We start from the raw sequence: 16,694 nt of genomic DNA, 5'->3' as shown, positions 1-16,694 counted from the left end.
ATGAGCGGACGTTTTAAGGGGGGGGAATGCCTGCTTGCATGCGCTTGGTTCATCTCGTTCTCCATGATCGATTGTCACATTGTAATGTTATGATGTATTGGTACATTAACACAGACCAACTTCTGATAGACCACGTTATGCAACAACAATTCACGCGTGTTGGACTTGTTTCCATCAGTGATCGCGCTTCGCAGGGCATTTATGAGGATAAGGGCATTCCATCGCTGACTGCGTGGTTGCAACAGGCGCTCACTTCGCCTTACCACGTCATCCCCCGGCTGATTGCCGATGAGCAGGCCACCATTGCCGAGACGCTCAGGCAATTGGTGGATGAAGAGGCCTGCCATCTGATTTTGACTACCGGTGGCACGGGTCCGGCCTTGCGCGATGTCACACCTGAAGCTACCTTATCGGTCGCTGATCGTGAGATGCCGGGCTTTGGCGAACAAATGCGCCAGATCAGTCTGAGGTTTGTGCCTACGGCGATTTTGTCGCGGCAAGTAGCAGTGATCCGTAAGCAATGCCTGATTATCAATTTGCCCGGGCAGCCAAAGTCTATACAGGAAACGCTGGAAGGCCTCAAAGATGGCGAAGGTAAAACGGTAGTGCCGGGCATCTTTGCGGCGGTGCCATATTGCCTGGACTTGCTGGCAACCCCTGATGCGCCCATGCCTTATCTGGAAACAGATGCACGCGTGGTTCAGGCGTTCAGGCCCAAGTCGACGCTAAAGCCCCAGGCTTGATCTCTTCATCTTCATTCAGGATACCCATGCGTTTTTCTCTGATTGCCAAAATCATCTTTATTGCCTGCTTGGCACTACTGACTTACCTGTTGCTGATAGAAATGGCGCCTGCCGAGCAGCGCTTTCCTTATCTGGACAAGATACAGCACATCGTCGCGTTTGGCGGTGTCACTTTTTGGGCAGGATTGGCCTATCCCGCCCGGCAACAATGGCTGATGCTCGGCTTGTTGATTTATGGAGGTCTCATGGAGGTGCTACAGGGGCTGCTCACCGTGACCCGTCAGCCCAGCGTCTATGACTGGCTGGCTGATAGCGTGGGTATCTTGCTGGCATGGGGCGTTGTCATCTTGTGTCTGCGCTGGTGGCAGCATCGCCGTGGCTGAATTTGATCTGATTGCCCAATATTTTACCAGGCAAGCAGCGGTTGATCTGGGGGTAGGGGATGACGCTGCGCTAGTTAGCGTGCGTCCAGGCTATCAATTGGCGGTTTCGGCCGATATGTCGGTTTCAGGCACGCATTTTTTTGCCGAGGCACAGCCCTTTGCCATTGGTTGGAAGTCGATGGCAGTGAATATCAGTGATATGGCGGCGATGGGGGCCGAGCCTAAATGGGCCACGCTGTCCATCGCATTGCCAGAGGTGGATCATCCGTGGTTACGCCAATTCAGTGACGGCCTGTTTGCCTGTGCGGATGCCTTTGGCGTTGCTTTGATCGGCGGCGATACCACCCGCGGCCCACTCAATATCGCCATTAACATCCTGGGCGAAGTGCCTCTTGGCCAGGCCTTGCAACGTAATGGCGCCAGGGCGGGGGAGGATATCTGGGTCAGTGGTTGTTTAGGGCAGGCGGCACTATGGCTACAACACCGTTTAGGGCATCTGCCTCTGCATGCCGATGATATTGCGATGCTCGCCACTGCCATGCATCATCCGCAGCCAAGAGTGCGTCTGGGCTTGGCCTTGCGAGGCATGGCAAGCGCTGCACTCGATATTTCGGATGGTTTGCTGGCCGATTTGGGGCATATTTTGCAGGCCTCCAGGGTTGGCGCTGAACTGGATTGGCGCGCGTTGCCGTTGCCACGACTGAAAACGCCAATAGACGAAGAGACAATGCAGAAAGCCGTGCTGGCAGGCGGGGATGATTATGAATTATGTTTTACTGCCGCTCCCCAGCACCGGGAGGCGCTGCTGGCCTTGTCGCAGCAATTGAATCTGCCGCTGAGTCGCATTGGTAAAACTACTGCCAGCCCCGGTTTAACCGTGCTGAACGGCAATGTGTCTCTGGATATTGCAAAGAAAGGATATCAGCATTTTGGCTAAGCATAGTCAGTCATCGTTACCGAGTTGGCGGCTGCTGTGGTCACACCCGCTGCATTGTCTGAGTTTGGGTCTGGGCACGGGTTTGTCACCCAAAGCACCGGGTACCGTGGGCACGCTGCTGGGCTTTCCCTTGTACTGGCTGTTGATGCATTTACCTTTAACCCAGCAATGGCTTGCTTTGGCCGCACTTTTCTTGCTGGGCGTCTGGTGCTGCGCGTTTACCGGACGTGCGCTCGGGGTCAGTGACCACGGTGCGATTGTCTGGGATGAAGTTGTGGCTATGGCTGCGGTTTTGGTCACGGTCCCCTCGGGGTTCGGCTGGGGAGCGGCTGCATTTGCACTGTTTCGACTGTTTGATATCTGGAAGCCGTTCCCGATCAGCTGGGTGGATCAGCGCGTGAAAGGCGGCCTGGGGGTCATGCTGGATGATGTGCTGGCCGCGTTCATGGCAATAGTGGTACTGCAATCGTTACAAGGGATAATGTAATGCCCACCATGCTGGAACTCAGTGCAAGCCTGGGGCAGGCCTTACAGGCCAGAGGGTGGCAATTGGCGCTGGCCGAGTCTTGTACTGGCGGCCTGATTGCACAATCGATAACGGCAATTGCCGGAAGCTCAGCCTGGTTTGACCGCGGTTTTGTTACCTACAGCAACGCTGCCAAAATCGACATGTTGAGCGTCCCGACTGAATTGATAGACGAACATGGAGCTGTCAGCGAAGCGGTGGCACAGGCTATGGCCGTCAGCGCGTTAGAACACAGTTTGGCGAATATCAGTGGTGCGGTGACTGGCATTGCCGGGCCGGGCGGTGGGTCTGCTTACAAGCCGGTGGGGATGGTGTGTTTTGCCTGGGCTATCCGGCAGCCGGGGCCGCCTCATGTGCTGGTGCACACACGGTATTTTACCGGCGATCGCCAACAGATACGTGAACAGGCCGCCAGTTATTTATTGACGGCCCTGTTACGTAGTGTGACGTCAGAAGTGTGATCAATTAATCGTCGTGGTGGTGATGGTGGTGGTGACCACGTCCCCATCCGCCACCATAGTAGTTGCGCGGGCCATAGTTGTAACCGCCATAGCCACCATTGCCATAAGAGAACTGAATAAACCCGGGACCTGGTGGCGGTACTGGTGAGGAGTAGGTCACTGCAGGGGGGCTGTAGTAGTAACGGCTTTGTGGATGTGGGTAAATGACCACTGGTGGCGGTGCATAAACTACGGCAGGCGGCGCGTAGTAAGCGGGTGGGTAAGGGTTGCCTACCACCACGCCCACCGACCAGTTATCTTGTGCTTGCGCGCTGACTGCCGCGATACTCGCCAGCGTCAACGTCAGAATCAGTTTAAAGACTTTCATAAATGCTCCTCTAGCGGAAAACAAATGCATGCTCCCTGATCTATTAACGCAGTTGCCGGGTCGCGGTTGACAGCACCATTCACGCATGCAGCTACGCAATTGCCTCAAGCCAGTATGGCTGGGCATTTATTCATGGCAACGCCATTTCACTGATGGTCGATTTATGAAATAATTAGAGGTTATTGTTTGGATTATATCGCGTTTGTGCAAGCAACGCATTTTATCGCTAAAAGAAGGTAATCAGCATGGATGACAACAAAAGCAAAGCGCTCGCCGCCGCACTCTCTCAAATTGAAAAGCAGTTCGGCAAAGGTTCCATTATGCGCATGGGCGATGCTGATATCGGCGAAGACCTGCAAGTCGTTTCCACCGGTTCGTTGGGTCTGGATATCGCACTTGGCGTAGGTGGATTGCCACGCGGCCGCATTGTGGAGATTTATGGCCCGGAGTCTTCCGGTAAAACCACCTTGACCCTGCAAGTGATTGCCGAAATGCAAAAATTAGGCGGCACCGCTGCTTTTATTGATGCGGAGCATGCGCTAGACCCGCAATACGCCTCTAAATTAGGCGTGAATGTGCCTGATTTGCTGATTTCGCAACCCGATACTGGCGAACAAGCCTTGGAAATTGCCGACATGCTGGTACGTTCCGGCTCAGTGGATATTGTGGTGGTCGACTCGGTGGCGGCGTTGACGCCACGCGCTGAGATTGAAGGTGAAATGGGCGACAGCCACATGGGCTTGCAGGCGCGCTTGATGTCACAAGCCTTGCGTAAACTCACCGGCAATATCAAACGTACCAATACGCTGGTCATCTTCATTAACCAGATTCGGATGAAAATTGGTGTCATGTTTGGCAACCCGGAAACGACAACCGGCGGTAACGCGCTGAAATTCTACGCCTCAGTGCGACTGGATATCCGCCGCACAGGCGCGATCAAGAAAGGTGACGAAGTCATTGGCTCCGAAACCAAAGTCAAAGTGATCAAAAACAAAGTCGCGCCACCATTTAAACAAGCCGAGTTTGACATTATGTATGGCGAAGGCATCTCGCGGTTGGGTGAGATTATTGAGTTGGGCGTGAACCTTAAAATGGTGGAAAAAGCCGGCGCATGGTTTAGCTATAACGGCGAAAAAATCGGTCAAGGCAAAGAAAACGCCAAAGAGTTCTTGCGTGAGCATCCAGAAATCGCAGCGGAAATTGAAGCGAAAATTCGCGCCAATGCCAAAGTGCTGGCGGATATTCTGCCTTCAGCACGCGGCGAGGATGATTAAGGTTTTTGCGAGCCTGCGTGAGGCGCGCTTTTGACGTTTGGTTTTTCTCTGTGAGCGCTACTCGCGCTGAGGCCTAAAAATTCGATGGCTAATCTGGAAAAAACCTTACGCCAACGCGCTTTAGAATACTTGGCCAAGCGTGAGTATTCATACGCGGAGTTGGGGCAAAAGCTAAAGGCCTATGCCGAAGAAGCAGATGACCTCCCGGCTTTGTTGGAAGATTTTAAACAGCGCGGCTGGTTGAGTGACGCCAGATTCACCGAGCAATTGGTCCATGCCCGTAAAGCCAAATTTGGCAGTGTGCGTGTCGCCAACGAGTTACGTGAAAAAGGGGTAGACGATACGTTGATTGCAGAAGCGGTTGCAGGTCTGCAGGACAATGAAGTTGCACGCGCTAGCGAAGTCTGGCGCAAAAAATTTAAAGCGGCCCCGACAACACGCGAGGAGTGGGCAAAACAGGCCCGCTTCTTACAGAGTCGGGGTTTTACGTTTGATGTAATTAAACACATTTTGAATAGACACGCAGAAGATGACAGTTAAGTACGGGCAAAAACCTTCCAGCAAACAAATCCGCCAGGCCTTCCTGGATTTCTTTGCTTCCAAAGGCCACCAAGTGGTAGCTTCCAGTTCACTGGTGCCGCATGGTGACCCCACCTTGCTGTTTACCAATGCGGGTATGAACCAGTTTAAAGACGTGTTCCTCGGCTTTGACAAGCGTGCCTATACGCGTGCGGCGACCGCACAAAAATGTGTACGCGCCGGTGGTAAGCACAACGATCTTGAGAATGTGGGCTATACCGCGCGTCACCATACCTTCTTCGAGATGCTGGGTAACTTCAGTTTTGGGGATTACTTCAAGCGCGATGCCATTACCTTTGCCTGGGAACTGTTGACTGAAGTCTACGCTTTACCCAAAGAGCGCCTGATGGTGACCGTGTACGCGGAGGATGACGAAGCTTACGAGATCTGGAACAAAGAAGTGGGCGTCCCTGCTGACAAGATTGTCCGTATTGGGGACAACAAGGGTGCGCGTTATGCCTCAGATAACTTTTGGATGATGGGCGACACCGGTCCTTGCGGCCCCTGTACCGAAATTTTTTATGACCACGGTGCGCATATTCCAGGCGGCCCTCCAGGCTCGCCCGATGAAGATGGAGACCGCTTTATCGAAATCTGGAATAACGTGTTCATGCAGTTCAACCGCGATGAAGCGGGGGTGATGCATCCGTTGCCTAAGCCATCGGTCGACACCGGCATGGGCTTGGAGCGTATTTCTGCCGTGTTGCAAGGCGTGCATGCCAACTACGAAATTGATCTATTCCAGGCGTTGATTAAAGCCGCCGCGCGCGAAACCAATACGGCTGATCTGGAGAGTCCATCACTCAAGGTTCTTGCGGATCATATCCGCGCCTGTAGCTTCCTGATTGCCGATGGCGTGATCCCAGGCAATGAAGGCCGTGGCTATGTGTTGCGCCGCATTATTCGCCGTGCGATTCGTCATGGATACAAACTGGGTTGTCGTGCTGCTTTCTTCCATAAGCTGGTACCAGATCTGGTGGCTGAAATGGGTGAGGCTTACCCTGAGTTGACCAGCAACCAGGCGCGAGTGGCCGAGGTGCTCAAGCAGGAGGAAGACCGTTTCTTCGAAACGATAGAGAACGGCATGCAAATTCTGGAAGCCGAACTGGCGACCAAGCCCGCCGTGTTCAACGGCGATCTCGCTTTCAAACTGCACGATACCTTTGGTTTCCCGCTGGACCTCACCGCCGACATCTGCCGCGAACGTGGCGTGACGGTGGATACCGCTGGCTTTGATGCGGCCATGGCGCGCCAAAAAGAGCAGGCGCGTGCGGCGGGCAAGTTCAAAATGGCGCTCAATCTTGAATATGACGGCGCTGCGACCACATTCCACGGTTATGACGAGCTGGAAACCGCTGCCAAAGTCCTGGCGTTATATAAAGATGGCAGTGCTGTACAAACACTGAATGAAGGTGACCTCGGCGTGGTTGTGCTTGACCATACACCGTTTTATGCTGAATCCGGTGGCCAGATTGGCGATAGCGGAGAGCTCAAGTCTGCCAACGGTATTTTTGCCGTAGAAGATACACAAAAAATTCAGGCAGCCGTGTTCGGCCATCATGGCGTACTCAAAACCGGGTCTTTGTCTGTAGGGGATGCGTTGGCGGCTAAAGTCAATCTGCAGGCGCGCGCCAGTACCATGCGTAATCACTCGGCAACGCATCTGATGCACAAGGCCTTGCGTGAAGTGCTTGGTGAGCATGTGCAGCAAAAAGGTAGCCTGGTCGATACGGAAAAAACCCGTTTTGACTTTGTGCATAATGCGCCGATGACTGATGATGAGATTGCCAGGGTAGAAGCGTTGGTCAATGCCGAGATTTTAGCCAATGCGGCGACACAAGCGCGCTTGATGGATATTGAGTCTGCGCAAAAAACGGGCGCCATGATGCTGTTTGGCGAGAAATATGGCGATGAAGTGCGCGTGCTGGATATCGGCTCTTCGCGCGAGTTGTGTGGCGGTACCCATGTCAGCCGCACTGGTGATATTGGACTGTTTAAAATTACCTCCGAGAGTGGCGTGGCGGCAGGCGTACGCCGTGTCGAAGCCACCACGGGCGAGGGCGCGTTGAAGCTGGTGCAATCCCAGCAATCGCTGATTAATCAGGTTGCAGGCGAGCTCAAAGCCCCCGCGCATGAAGTTCCTGCCAAAATTGCGCAAGTGATGGATCACGTCAAGTCACTCGAAAAAGAGTTGGCGCGTTTGAAATCCAAACTCGCCTCTTCACAAGGCGACGATCTGGCGACGCAAGCCCTGGAAGTCAATGGCGTTAAAGTATTGGCTGCTGCCTTGGACGGTGCAGATGCCAATGCCTTGCGCGAGACCATGGATAAACTCAAGGATAAACTCAAATCTGCCGTCATTGTTTTGGCGAGCGTGGCAGAGGGCAAGGTCAGTCTGGCTGCGGGCGTGACTGCTGACTTGACTGGCAAAGTCAAGGCGGGCGAGCTGGTGAATCATGTTGCAGGCCAGGTGGGTGGTAAGGGTGGTGGCAAGCCAGACATGGCCATGGCCGGCGGCACTGAACCCGCAAATCTGCCACAGGCACTGGCGAGCGTCAAAGCCTGGGCAGAAGCTAAACTAAATTAACTCAATTGATTAACAGAGCAAAATAATGGCATTAATCGTACAAAAATATGGTGGCACCTCAGTCGCCAATCCCGAGCGTATCCGCAATGTGGCGCGTCGTGTGGCACGTTACAAGGCCATGGGCCATCAAGTGGTGGTCGTGGTGTCAGCCATGTCAGGTGAAACCAATCGCCTGATTTCACTGGCCAAGGAAATCATGCCGGATCCAGATCCGCGCGAGCTGGATGTGATGGTGTCTACCGGTGAGCAGGTCACCATAGGCATGACCGCTCTGGCGCTGATGGAGCTTGGCATCAAGGCCAAGAGCTATACCGGCACCCAGGTGAAAATCCTCACGGATGATGCGTTTACCAAAGCGCGTATTCTGGACATTGACCAGCACAACCTGAAACAAGACCTCGATGACGGCTATGTCTGTGTGGTCGCCGGTTTTCAGGGCGTGGATGCCCACGGCAACATCACCACGCTGGGCCGTGGCGGCTCCGATACGACAGGTGTAGCCTTGGCAGCAGCGCTCAAGGCCGATGAATGTCAGATTTATACCGATGTGGATGGTGTGTATACCACTGACCCGCGTGTGGTGCCAGAAGCGCGCCGGCTGGAAAAAATCACCTTTGAAGAAATGCTCGAACTGGCCTCGCAAGGCTCCAAAGTACTGCAAATCCGCTCGGTTGAGTTTGCTGGCAAATACAAGGTTAAGTTACGTGTGCTCTCCAGCTTTGAAGAAGAGGGTGACGGCACGCTGATTACATTCGAAGAAAATGAGGAAAACATGGAAGATCCAATTATCTCCGGCATCGCTTTTAACCGCGATGAGGCGAAAATTACCGTAGCAGGCGTGCCTGATAAGCCAGGGATTGCTTATCAGATTCTTGGTCCTGTTGCCGATGCCAACATTGATGTGGATATGATTATCCAGAACGTGGGCGCAGACGGCACGACAGACTTCACGTTCACCGTACACAAAAACGAAATGAACAAGGCGCTGACAATTCTGCGCGACAAGGTTCAAGGCCATATTCAGGCACGTGAAGTGACTGGTGACGATAAGATCGCAAAAGTGTCTGTCGTAGGTGTAGGGATGCGTTCGCATGTTGGTATCGCTAGCCAGATGTTCCGTACATTGGCTGAAGAGGGCATCAATATTCAAATGATCTCTACCAGTGAAATCAAGATCGCAGTGGTGATCGAAGAGAAGTATATGGAACTGGCTGTGCGCGTGTTACATAAGGCGTTTGGCCTGGAAAACGCATAATCGCAAACGCACGAATAAAGAAATAAAACATTCTTCTTTTTTGCGTTGATTTTTGAAGGGTTTTCACGTAGTATGGCGCCCTTCAATGCAGTAGCAATACTGCAAAGAAAACAGCAGCTGCTGTGTTGGTATTATTAAGGCGTCATTGTTTTAATAAGGTGAGCTGGCCGAGTGGTCGAAGGCACTTCCCTGCTAAGGAAGCATACGGGCTTAAACCTGTATCGAGGGTTCGAATCCCTCGCTCACCGCCAAATACCTAGGTTTAACGATTCAAGGGTTTGGTAAATTAGGGTGTCATCGTTGCTTGGACCCCTCCACAAAGCTGAAACTTATGTTATAATGCTGTTTTTGTTGCAAAGCAACAAACCTTGGCGCCCGTAGCTCAGTTGGATAGAGTATTTGGCTACGAACCAAAGGGTCGGGCGTTCGAATCGCTCCGGGCGCGCCAAAAATAAAAGCCTTGTTTCTTTCCGAGAAACAAGGCTTTTTTCTTTTATTGATCCCTGTTCAACATTACATTTCTTAAAGCTCATCAGTGCGTTGATACATCGCTGATACGCGCTGAACATAGCGATGATGATGGCGGTATGATATGCTTCAGCTTTTCATTTAATTGGTGTTTCAGTGTCTCTTCAGGCTTGTTTGGCGCGGATTGCAGGCGATATGCAGCAGGTGGATGCCGTTATTCGCCAGTCTTTGTCATCCCAAGTTCCGCTGATTAATCAAATTTCGGAATACATCATTCATAGTGGTGGCAAACGCTTGCGTCCGACATTGGTGTTGATGGCAGCTGATCTGGCCGGGCGTGTAACACCGGACCACCATGCTCTGGCAGCCATTGTCGAATTTATTCATACAGCCACTTTATTGCATGATGATGTGGTTGATGCTTCTGAACTGCGTCGAGGCAAATCTACCGCCAATCATGTGTATGGCAATCCTGCCAGCGTGCTGGTCGGCGATTTTCTGTATTCACGTTCCTTTCAGATGATGGTCAGGCTGCAAAACATGCGTGTGATGGAAATCCTGGCCGATGCCACCAATGTGATTTCCGAAGGCGAAGTGCTACAGTTGCTCAATGTGCGCAATATTGGTGTTAGCGAGCAGGATTACTTGCAGGTCATTCATTTTAAAACCGCCAAGCTGTTTGAAGCGGCGACCCGCCTGGGAGCGGTGCAGTGTCAGGCCAGCGTCGCGCAAGAAGAGGGACTGGCCAAGTATGGCATGCACTTGGGTACGGCCTTTCAGCTCATAGATGATGTGCTGGATTTAACCGGTGACAGCGAAAAAATTGGCAAAACCCTGGGCAATGACCTGGCCGAGGGAAAAGTGACCTTACCAATGTTGTATGCCATCCAGCAAGCGCCAACCGCGCAAGCGGACTTGGTCAAGCAGGCCTTGTTAGAAGGGCAGGTCACCCAGCTAGATGCCGTGCTGGAGATTTTGCATGCCGTGAAGGCATTTGATTATGTACGCGCCGTGGCGCAAAAAGAAGCAGAACAGGCCTGTGAAGCACTGGCCATTTTTGAACTGACGCCCGCCAAACAGGCTTTGCTGGATTTGGCCCAGTTTTCGGTCAACCGGCAACATTAAGGTGTCGCCTGCTTGTACGCAGGCGACACCACCTAAAAGATACCGGCTGAACCAAACACCGGGTTAATTCAGGGCGATAGGCTCGCCACTCATGTGGTAGTAGCTGAGTCGCGCGCAGTCGTTGGTCGCATGGGTCAATGCACCATCAAACAAGGATTTTCCATTGACATCGACGACGGCATAGCCGTTGTGATACAAGGTCACCTCTGCCTGCAGGTCGCTCTCTGCTGACGCCATCGCTTTTTGCAAACGATGATGATTCGAAGAGCGCATCGCAAAGCTTACGCAGTTTTCCTCTTCTTCTTCACTGTAGACTTCCCAGTGTGATTGTCCGGTCAGTTTGGTGAGCCATCCAGGTAAATCGACTTCTACTCGACAAATCACTGGCTCATCCCAAGCAGGATGCTCAACCTCGTTCAACTCAACTTCGGTTGGCGATGTAAATTTGATTTGATCAGACATAGGCAACTTCCTTCTATAGATAACAGATGCCACTTCACACAGACGCAAACCACTCAAGTTGCTGTGTCATGACCATCTTACACATAAATGGTGACTTGCAAACAGTTTTCAAGCCAGAAGAATGCGCTTTTAAAGCAGTTTTGCACTTTGTCAGCCTTGCCTATGGGCATCAACGATGAGATGATGCAGCAACCTTATCTTTGTTATCGGCATCATGCACGAAATCCTTGAACCTGTTTTAAGTCTGCTGCGCACGCAGCCTCATGCCCTGCAAGCCGCCTGTCTGGTATTTGGTTTGCTAGTTGGCAGCTTTCTCAATGTAGTGATTCATCGTCTGCCCAAAATGATGGAGCGTGAATGGCAGGCAAGCTGTCTCGATTTGCAGGGGCAAGAGGTGCCTGATCACCCCAAATACAATCTTGTGGTGCCGCGTTCGACCTGCCCGCATTGCGGACACCAGATTACGGCACTCGAGAATATTCCTGTGATCAGCTATCTATTCTTACGCGGACGCTGTAAAGCCTGTCATGCGCCGATTTCAATGCGTTATCCGTTGGTTGAATTGCTGACCGGCGGCCTGTCGGTTGCGGTGGCTGTGCAATATGGCTATAGCCATTTGACCTTGTTTGCACTGGCATTTGTATTTGCGCTGGTCGCATTGACCTTTATTGATTTTGATACGCAACTGTTGCCTGATGACATTACCTTGCCGCTGTTGTGGCTGGGGCTGTTGCTTAACCTCAAAGATGGGTTTACCGATCTCTCGTCAGCCGTGATCGGCGCCATGGCCGGTTATCTGGTGTTGTGGGCGGTCTACTGGCTGTTTAAACTCGTGACAGGCAAGGAGGGCATGGGGTACGGTGATTTCAAGCTGCTGGCTGCGATCGGTGCCTGGTTCGGCTGGCAACTGCTGCCCGCGGTCATTTTATTGAGCTCGGTGGTCGGTAGTGTGATCGGCATCGGCTTGATTCTGCTCAAAGGCAAAACCCGCCAAACTGCGATTCCTTTTGGTCCCTTTTTAGCCCTGGGCGGCATCGCAGCCCTGTTTTATGGGCAAACTCTGGCCGCTTATTATTTAGTGCCTTAACGGGAGCAGCACATGGCAAAAGTGGTGGCCGTGACCGGCGGTATCGGCAGTGGTAAAAGCGAGGCGTGTGCAGCATTTTCTGCCTTAGGCGTGCCTGTGGTGGATCTGGACCACATTGCGCACGCCATGAGTGAACCCGGCAGTCCGGCCATGCAAGCGGTGCGGGCGGCTTTTGGTGACCACATGTTTGAGGCAGATGGACGTCTCAGCCGGGCAACACTGCGCGCGCACGTGTTTGAGCACCCAGAGGCCCTCGAACAACTGAATCAGATCATGCACCCGGCGATCCGTGCTGAGGCCGTACAGCAAATTGCCCAGTATGCCAGTCATCCGTATGTGATTCTGGCGATCCCATTACTGGTCGAGAGCCGCGAGGATTGGTCCATGATAGATCATGTACTGGTGATCGATTGCGATGAGGAGACGCAATTGCAGCGGGTCATGCAACGCAGTCAGCTCTCTGCCGAAATGGCACAAGCCATCATGGCGTCGCAAAGTCCGCGAGAGGCGCGGCTAGCGATGGCGGATACCGTGATTGAAAACCAGCTGACACTCGCCGATTTACAGCAAAAAGTGCTGCAATTTCACAAAAATTTCTCTAAAACTTGCCTCTGAGTTAAAAGGGTTTCATAATCAAACTTTTATTGCATACTTTTCAAGTATCAGCTGACAGAAAAGGCTGCCGTGTCGAGCTACGAATTTCCATTTAACGAGCGCATCAGAACCTATCTTCGTCTTGAAGACCTGTTCAACAAGATGCTGCATCACATTGCCATTGGTCACGAGGTCAGTCATCATGTGGCGCTGATTTCCATGCTGCAAGTGTTGGATGTCATTGATCGTGGTGATCTCAAGGTAGATTTGCTGCAAGAGCTGGACCGTCATAAAGTCCAGCTTTCCCTGCTGCAACACAATCCCAATATCGACCAAGAGGCGCTCGAAAGCACCGTAAACAATCTGGAGCGTTGCGCCACCACCCTGCGAGCCGATCATCAAAAGCTCGGCCAAACCTTGCGCGACAATGACTGGCTCATGAGCGTCAAGCAGCGGACCAGTATTCCAGGCGGTGTCTGCGAGTTTGACTTGCCCTCATACCGTCACTGGCTTTACCTGAGTGTAGAGCGCCGCAAGCAAGATTTTACACAGTGGTTATCCCGCTTGATGCCGATGTACGAAGCCATCAGCCTGATTATGCAGTTGTTGCGTGGCAGTGGGCAGGTGTTATCCCTGGTTGCACATCATGGCGCCTATCAGCAACAGCTTTCTGGACACAAACCTGCCCAATTGTTGCGCATTGAAATTGACCATGAAGAATGCTTCCCGGAAGTCAGTGCCAACAAATATGCGATCAACATCCGCTTTCAAAAGCTGGACTTTGTGCAACGCCCCAAAGGCTGTGAACAGGATATCCCATTCAAGATGATCGTCTGCAACTTTACCGGAGCCAGTCACAATTGACGCAAGTGGCAGTTAAACCCCGCAAAGTGGCGTGTCCGTCATGTGGCGAGACCACCGAATACTCGCCGGCGAATGCATTCCGGCCTTTTTGTAGCGAACGCTGCAAACTGATGGACCTGGGCGACTGGGCTTCGGAAAAGTTTCGCATCCCCGATAGCACGCCGCCAGACTTATACGAGCCAGAATAATCTGAGACTGGATTTAAGTATGCAAACAAAATACCTCTGCCTGAAACTGCTCGCGAGCTTGTGCCTGTTAGCCTCCACGGCCTTTGCACATGCAGAAGTCAAACTCACCGATGCCTGGGTACGTGCCTCCAATCCAGGCCAGTCCGTCGGAGCCGCCTACCTCACGCTCACCAGCCCGCAAGACGTCACTCTGGTTTACATTGAAACCGAGCGTGCAGAGAGCGTAGAAATGCACAGCATGACCATGCAAAACGGTGTCATGAAAATGCGCAGTATGGAAGCGTTGCCTGTCCCTGCGGGCAAGCCCGTCAAGCTGGCGCCAGGTGGATTGCATTTGATGCTGTTTGAATTGCCCACGCCATTTAAAGCTGGCGAGCAGGTGAAATTCAGACTGTGCTTTAAAGATAAGCAGGGAAAAATCACTGATCAATTTATTACCATGCCGGTCAAGGCCGTCCCATAATCACTTTCTTGTCGATCATTGAACTACCCGCAACAGTCAGCATCTGCTGGCTGTTTTGTTTTATACGATAGGAAGATGGGCGCGCGCAAATTGCAAATATCTCGGCAGAGCAGTGCCAGATTTAGTTTGAAAACGTCCGCAAAAACAACGCCTCCACCTCAGCCCTTGCCCAAGGCGTTCTGCGCAAAAACTTCAGGCTAGATTTAACTGAAGGGTCATTTTTAAAACAGTTGATATTAACCCTTGTCGCCAGCGCCTCCCAGCCGTAATGCGCCACTAATTGTTCAACCACTTCTGCAAGAGTGATACCGTGCAATGGATTGTTCGGTTGTTCTGTGTTCATTTGAAAAAAAAGCCATATCAAGATCAGTCGATAGCCCCATGGTAGCACTTTATGTGTTTAATCCCTTAATAACCTTATTTTGAATGCAACTAGTTGCATCAGAGCTTAACTGCCAGCGTTGATGTGTAGCGGGTGGGACCCGCCGGACGTGCCTGATTATTTCTAGGGGGCTGATAATGCCGACTAACGAATGATGCCCCGACGCGCGTCTTTCATCAGGGTCCGGGCCAATCATGCCCAATATGACCGGTTGTAGTACTACAGTCTTTCACCTTCTCGCTCAATACTGGCTACAGCAAAGAATACTTATGCGCTGAAAAACTTAAAACACACAAAACATTGCATATTAGGTATAGCTTAAAATGGGGAAGCCTTTGTAAGCCCAAGTTAACCAGCGCCGGAGCGCGTAGCACGTAGGGTACCAACTGGGCCATAAAAATGCCGAAGGCATTGCCAATGTTGGCGTCCGTGTTGAACCGCCAGTTAGCCATTCGGCTCATCAACAGTTATCTTTTTTATAAATGACTCAACGTCAACGGGTTTTGATGTGGCAGCCTTGTAGGCTAATTTTGCCGTCCAAATGGCGGCCGAAATTGCACCAAATATAAACAGGGCTTTCCATGTCGCACCTGCAATACCAAAGGCATCCGAAAAGCTGGCCGTCACTAGGGTAAGTAGCATAGACACAAGGATGCCGGCTGGCCCTAACCAAGCGTCGCGAACACTTCTGTGCGACATGTGATCGGTGTATGCAAGCCTGATTTTGTCAACGCTGATTATTACCAGATTCTGGCTTAATACTTTGATTAGCTTTGTGTTATTTTTTACGTCATTAAGTATTTGATCGTTGTCGTTTGCTCGAAAGGCTTGATCTAAGGTGGTTGTGTCATTCTTGTTGTTTATATTTTGCTCGAGGTCATTTTGTATTTTATCGTTGGCTGACATTTCAATCTCCTTCGAAATGCTTGAAACGCCTCGAGTCGAAATGGTAGATGACGAAATCCCCTTCCTCATCAATAAAGCCGCCTAATAAATCGAGCGGTTCACGGTAGTAGGCGGAGCCTGCGTTATCGGTGTTGCTGATGATGGGGGTTGCAAGGTGCTCAATTACAATGGCGGGGGTCCCATTTTTTGGCATCTTTTTGTTGCGCATCCCATCTTTCCAGACGACCAGGTCGCCCGGTTTGAACCTGTTCGCGTTGCTTGCGTACTCAAAGTGTAGATTTTTGAGTTTTTTAATGAGGTCAGCAGTCGGCTCGACCTCTCGGCGGCTTCTGCTTGCAAGAAGAGCCCTAATTAGCTCCTCTTTGGATATTTCTTCTCTTTCTGCCATATGTTTCCTCTTCTCAGTGTTGATAAGTGATTGGCTAACGTTTGACATAAGGGACGCACTTTAGCGCGTCCCGCTTGATGGGTGGGTTAGCCTGATGAGATAAATTGTTAAGCATTTTTTGATTCGTCGCGTTCAATTAATTCATCAATTACATTTGCATATTTGGGTGTTTTGAGCGGATGAATTTCAAAGAAAAACTCAGCTATTTCAACCTTTATGTCAACTACAGCGTCTTCACCGAAGATGCCCCCAGATTTTTGGCTATATTTCCATCGATGTTTTATTAACGATGCATCAGGGTGTTGAATTTTAATAAGTCCAATTTGCTTATAAATCCAATCAATAGCAGCGTCACTATCACTAAACCTTAAAGCGCCAGAAACTTCAAAGGGGCCAACGTCGTATGACTCACCTGCACTTGAGGTAACGTGAACATATGAATAATTTTTTGTTATTTCCATGGTTATTCCCTGTTAGGTGGCTAACGTTTGAAGTAATGGGCTGGCGACAATGGCGGCTCAACCCTCGTTATTAATAAACATTTCATAAAAGCTCTTTTTCGCCAGTCCTGCTTGACTGAGGGGTTAGGCATATTATTCTTAACTTGATGGTTTTGTGAGCTTAGCTAAAAACCAAACTATAAAGGAAAAATGAA

At 51.3% G+C, this 16,694-nt stretch carries 21 protein-coding genes and 2 tRNA genes; 17 read left to right on the top strand and 6 right to left on the bottom strand.

The genetic code is table 11. From position 1 onward, the window contains the following. Positions 1–137 precede the first annotated feature (137 nt). Genes mog through Q9292_RS07500 form a run of 5 tightly spaced genes read left to right on the top strand, consistent with a single transcriptional unit; the run spans position 138 to position 3,050 of the window. A complete protein-coding gene (mog, locus tag Q9292_RS07520; RefSeq protein WP_313986480.1) occupies positions 138–743 on the top strand; it encodes a molybdopterin adenylyltransferase in 606 nt (201 codons plus the stop codon). Positions 744–769: 26 nt separating this feature from the next. Then, positions 770–1,126, top strand: coding sequence for a hypothetical protein (locus tag Q9292_RS07515; RefSeq protein WP_194748270.1), 357 nt, complete (start codon positions 770–772; stop codon positions 1,124–1,126). Then, positions 1,119–2,063 (top strand): thiamine-phosphate kinase, encoded by a 945-nt coding sequence (thiL, locus tag Q9292_RS07510; RefSeq protein ID WP_313986477.1) that lies wholly within the window; start codon positions 1,119–1,121, stop codon positions 2,061–2,063. Before Q9292_RS07515 ends, thiL begins: the two co-directional genes overlap by 8 nt. Next, positions 2,047–2,550: a phosphatidylglycerophosphatase A gene (locus tag Q9292_RS07505; RefSeq protein ID WP_409934487.1), complete on the top strand. Its 504-nt coding sequence runs from the start codon at positions 2,047–2,049 to the stop codon at positions 2,548–2,550. Before thiL ends, Q9292_RS07505 begins: the two co-directional genes overlap by 17 nt. Then, positions 2,550–3,050, top strand: coding sequence for a CinA family protein (locus Q9292_RS07500; protein ID WP_313986475.1), 501 nt, complete (start codon positions 2,550–2,552; stop codon positions 3,048–3,050). Before Q9292_RS07505 ends, Q9292_RS07500 begins: the two co-directional genes overlap by 1 nt. A 4-nt stretch (positions 3,051–3,054) precedes the next feature. Here Q9292_RS07500 and Q9292_RS07495 read toward each other — a convergent pair whose 3' ends face one another. Continuing rightward, a complete protein-coding gene (locus Q9292_RS07495) occupies positions 3,055–3,417 on the bottom strand; it encodes a hypothetical protein (RefSeq protein ID WP_313986473.1) in 363 nt (120 codons plus the stop codon). 245 nt (positions 3,418–3,662) lie between these two features. Here Q9292_RS07495 and recA point away from each other — a divergent pair, with 245 nt between their 5' ends. The 7 genes from recA to Q9292_RS07460 all read left to right on the top strand — a co-directional run bounded on the left by recA (position 3,663) and on the right by Q9292_RS07460 (position 10,705). Next, positions 3,663–4,691 carry a recombinase RecA gene (gene recA, locus Q9292_RS07490; protein WP_275355935.1) on the top strand — a complete coding sequence of 343 codons (1,029 nt, stop codon included), beginning with the start codon at positions 3,663–3,665 and terminating at the stop codon, positions 4,689–4,691. Between the two features lie 84 nt (positions 4,692–4,775). Further along, positions 4,776–5,231, top strand: coding sequence for a recombination regulator RecX (gene recX / locus Q9292_RS07485; protein WP_313986470.1), 456 nt, complete (start codon positions 4,776–4,778; stop codon positions 5,229–5,231). Next, positions 5,221–7,857 carry an alanine--tRNA ligase gene (gene alaS, locus Q9292_RS07480; RefSeq protein WP_313986468.1) on the top strand — a complete coding sequence of 879 codons (2,637 nt, stop codon included), beginning with the start codon at positions 5,221–5,223 and terminating at the stop codon, positions 7,855–7,857. The genes recX and alaS overlap by 11 nt, the downstream gene beginning before the upstream one ends. A 25-nt stretch (positions 7,858–7,882) precedes the next feature. Then, on the top strand, positions 7,883–9,112 hold the full coding sequence (locus Q9292_RS07475) for an aspartate kinase (RefSeq protein WP_194748263.1): 1,230 nt from the start codon (positions 7,883–7,885) through the stop codon (positions 9,110–9,112). 157 nt (positions 9,113–9,269) lie between these two features. Next, positions 9,270–9,363 (top strand) — tRNA-Ser (locus Q9292_RS07470). Positions 9,364–9,483: 120 nt separating this feature from the next. After that, positions 9,484–9,560: transfer RNA gene (locus tag Q9292_RS07465), tRNA-Arg, on the top strand. Between the two features lie 215 nt (positions 9,561–9,775). Continuing rightward, complete coding sequence (locus Q9292_RS07460) at positions 9,776–10,705, top strand: polyprenyl synthetase family protein (RefSeq protein WP_313986956.1); 930 nt, start codon at positions 9,776–9,778, stop codon at positions 10,703–10,705. A gap of 63 nt (positions 10,706–10,768) precedes the next feature. On the opposite strand, the gene Q9292_RS07455 is transcribed toward Q9292_RS07460, so the two are convergent. Continuing rightward, a complete protein-coding gene (locus tag Q9292_RS07455) occupies positions 10,769–11,167 on the bottom strand; it encodes a hypothetical protein (protein ID WP_194748262.1) in 399 nt (132 codons plus the stop codon). 214 nt (positions 11,168–11,381) lie between these two features. On the opposite strand from Q9292_RS07455, the gene Q9292_RS07450 reads away from it, so the two are divergent. The 5 genes from Q9292_RS07450 (at position 11,382) to Q9292_RS07430 (ending at position 14,363) form a co-directional block, all read left to right on the top strand. Beyond that, on the top strand, positions 11,382–12,254 hold the full coding sequence (locus tag Q9292_RS07450; protein ID WP_313986465.1) for an A24 family peptidase: 873 nt from the start codon (positions 11,382–11,384) through the stop codon (positions 12,252–12,254). Positions 12,255–12,266: 12 nt separating this feature from the next. Beyond that, positions 12,267–12,869 (top strand): dephospho-CoA kinase, encoded by a 603-nt coding sequence (gene coaE / locus Q9292_RS07445; protein ID WP_313986463.1) that lies wholly within the window; start codon positions 12,267–12,269, stop codon positions 12,867–12,869. Between the two features lie 69 nt (positions 12,870–12,938). Beyond that, the gene (gene zapD / locus Q9292_RS07440) at positions 12,939–13,712 is read left to right on the top strand and encodes a cell division protein ZapD (protein WP_313986461.1); all 774 of its coding nucleotides are present in this window, start codon (positions 12,939–12,941) and stop codon (positions 13,710–13,712) included. 5 nt (positions 13,713–13,717) lie between these two features. Beyond that, entirely contained in the window at positions 13,718–13,900 is a 183-nt protein-coding gene (locus tag Q9292_RS07435; RefSeq protein WP_409934481.1) for a DNA gyrase inhibitor YacG, read from the top strand. 19 nt (positions 13,901–13,919) lie between these two features. Beyond that, entirely contained in the window at positions 13,920–14,363 is a 444-nt protein-coding gene (locus Q9292_RS07430; protein WP_313986456.1) for a copper chaperone PCu(A)C, read from the top strand. Between the two features lie 121 nt (positions 14,364–14,484). On the opposite strand, the gene Q9292_RS07425 is transcribed toward Q9292_RS07430, so the two are convergent. The 4 genes from Q9292_RS07425 to Q9292_RS07410 form a co-directional block, all read right to left on the bottom strand. Next, positions 14,485–14,706 (bottom strand): VF530 family protein, encoded by a 222-nt coding sequence (locus Q9292_RS07425; protein ID WP_313986454.1) that lies wholly within the window; start codon positions 14,704–14,706, stop codon positions 14,485–14,487. A gap of 483 nt (positions 14,707–15,189) precedes the next feature. Continuing rightward, positions 15,190–15,651, bottom strand: a complete 462-nt coding sequence (locus Q9292_RS07420; protein ID WP_313986452.1) for a hypothetical protein — start codon at positions 15,649–15,651, stop codon at positions 15,190–15,192. A 1-nt stretch (position 15,652) separates the two neighbouring features. After that, entirely contained in the window at positions 15,653–16,039 is a 387-nt protein-coding gene (locus tag Q9292_RS07415) for a hypothetical protein (RefSeq protein ID WP_313986450.1), read from the bottom strand. Positions 16,040–16,146: 107 nt separating this feature from the next. Then, entirely contained in the window at positions 16,147–16,500 is a 354-nt protein-coding gene (locus Q9292_RS07410; protein WP_313986448.1) for a hypothetical protein, read from the bottom strand. Between the last annotated feature and the right edge of the window lie 194 nt (positions 16,501–16,694).

It is taken from the genome of Methylophilus sp. VKM B-3414 (assembly GCF_032248435.1).
GTDB lineage: Bacteria > Pseudomonadota > Gammaproteobacteria > Burkholderiales > Methylophilaceae > Methylophilus > Methylophilus glucosoxydans.
Note: the sequence above shows the minus strand (reverse complement) of the source record. Positions and strands in the feature narration are given on the sequence as shown.

What these genes read in the sequence shown, in the direction of transcription:
- mog (WP_313986480.1), top strand. Translation starts at nt 138, where the DNA reads ATGCAACAACAATTCACGCGTGTTGGACTTGTTTCCATCAGTGATCGC.
- Q9292_RS07515 (WP_194748270.1), top strand. Translation starts at nt 770, where the DNA reads ATGCGTTTTTCTCTGATTGCCAAAATCATCTTTATTGCCTGCTTGGCA.
- Q9292_RS07500 (WP_313986475.1), top strand. Translation starts at nt 2,550, where the DNA reads ATGCCCACCATGCTGGAACTCAGTGCAAGCCTGGGGCAGGCCTTACAG.
- Q9292_RS07495 (WP_313986473.1), bottom strand. Translation starts at nt 3,417, where the DNA reads ATGAAAGTCTTTAAACTGATTCTGACGTTGACGCTGGCGAGTATCGCG.
- recA (WP_275355935.1), top strand. Translation starts at nt 3,663, where the DNA reads ATGGATGACAACAAAAGCAAAGCGCTCGCCGCCGCACTCTCTCAAATT.
- recX (WP_313986470.1), top strand. Translation starts at nt 4,776, where the DNA reads ATGGCTAATCTGGAAAAAACCTTACGCCAACGCGCTTTAGAATACTTG.
- alaS (WP_313986468.1), top strand. Translation starts at nt 5,221, where the DNA reads ATGACAGTTAAGTACGGGCAAAAACCTTCCAGCAAACAAATCCGCCAG.
- Q9292_RS07475 (WP_194748263.1), top strand. Translation starts at nt 7,883, where the DNA reads ATGGCATTAATCGTACAAAAATATGGTGGCACCTCAGTCGCCAATCCC.
- Q9292_RS07460 (WP_313986956.1), top strand. Translation starts at nt 9,776, where the DNA reads ATGCAGCAGGTGGATGCCGTTATTCGCCAGTCTTTGTCATCCCAAGTT.
- Q9292_RS07455 (WP_194748262.1), bottom strand. Translation starts at nt 11,167, where the DNA reads ATGTCTGATCAAATCAAATTTACATCGCCAACCGAAGTTGAGTTGAAC.
- Q9292_RS07450 (WP_313986465.1), top strand. Translation starts at nt 11,382, where the DNA reads ATGCACGAAATCCTTGAACCTGTTTTAAGTCTGCTGCGCACGCAGCCT.
- coaE (WP_313986463.1), top strand. Translation starts at nt 12,267, where the DNA reads ATGGCAAAAGTGGTGGCCGTGACCGGCGGTATCGGCAGTGGTAAAAGC.
- Q9292_RS07430 (WP_313986456.1), top strand. Translation starts at nt 13,920, where the DNA reads ATGCAAACAAAATACCTCTGCCTGAAACTGCTCGCGAGCTTGTGCCTG.
- Q9292_RS07425 (WP_313986454.1), bottom strand. Translation starts at nt 14,706, where the DNA reads ATGAACACAGAACAACCGAACAATCCATTGCACGGTATCACTCTTGCA.
- Q9292_RS07420 (WP_313986452.1), bottom strand. Translation starts at nt 15,651, where the DNA reads ATGTCAGCCAACGATAAAATACAAAATGACCTCGAGCAAAATATAAAC.
- Q9292_RS07415 (WP_313986450.1), bottom strand. Translation starts at nt 16,039, where the DNA reads ATGGCAGAAAGAGAAGAAATATCCAAAGAGGAGCTAATTAGGGCTCTT.
- Q9292_RS07410 (WP_313986448.1), bottom strand. Translation starts at nt 16,500, where the DNA reads ATGGAAATAACAAAAAATTATTCATATGTTCACGTTACCTCAAGTGCA.